The sequence below is a fragment of the Vibrio sp. 1401 genome, assembly GCF_033340295.1.
In genome coordinates this window covers 1-618 of record NZ_JAWOWF010000517.1, presented here as the reverse complement: position 1 = coordinate 618, position 618 = coordinate 1, and the positions used below count along the sequence as shown (strand labels likewise).

The 618-nt window shown below is 47.6% G+C and carries 1 protein-coding gene and 1 pseudogene; both read right to left on the bottom strand.

All coding sequences use genetic code 11. The features are described 5' to 3' along the window. Window positions 1–136 (bottom strand): annotated as a pseudogene (locus tag R7Z77_RS26580) (ribulose-phosphate 3-epimerase); the annotation flags it as partial. Window positions 137–237: 101 nt separating this feature from the next. Next, window positions 238–618: DNA adenine methylase (locus tag R7Z77_RS26575; protein ID WP_318137201.1), on the bottom strand; the 381-nt coding region annotated here is incomplete at its 5' end.

The window sequence follows — 618 nt, the reverse complement described above, 5'->3', positions numbered from 1 at the left end:
GGTTTGGTACATAGTGGTTATCCATAACATCGAAATGCACCACATCTGCACCCGCTGCGAGTACTTTTTCTACGTCTTCACCTAGACGTGCAAAATCAGCCGATAAAATGGATGGAGCAATAAGAAAATCTTTCATACCTGACCTCAGTAGTGACGAGCAAAACAGCAAACCAATTTGCGCGCAATTCTACCGAAGCCAGTGGGGAGATCCACTATTTAGAGAAAATAGTGTCAGAACTATGAAGCAGCGCTATCTGATTCCGGCGCTTTGAACAAGGCGAGCAGTTCGTCAACTTTGTTACGACCACTACCGTTTCGGCTAATGGTGCGTTTCACTTTCACCACACTTAAATCCGCACCGTGGTAAAGGCGGCGCGTTAGTGTTGTGTCGTGATTTGAAATCAACACCGGAATCCCACGCTCAGTAGCCGTTCTTTCTGCCATGTCGGCTAATGCCGCTTGGTCGTCCAACGTGAAACCATTACCTGCGTATGAAGTGAAGTTTGCCGTGTTTGAAAGTGGCGCATAAGGTGGATCGCAATACACAACGCTGCCCTTGCGCGCACGACGAAATGTTTCAGGATAACCTTCGCACACAAACGTGGCTTTTTTGGCTTT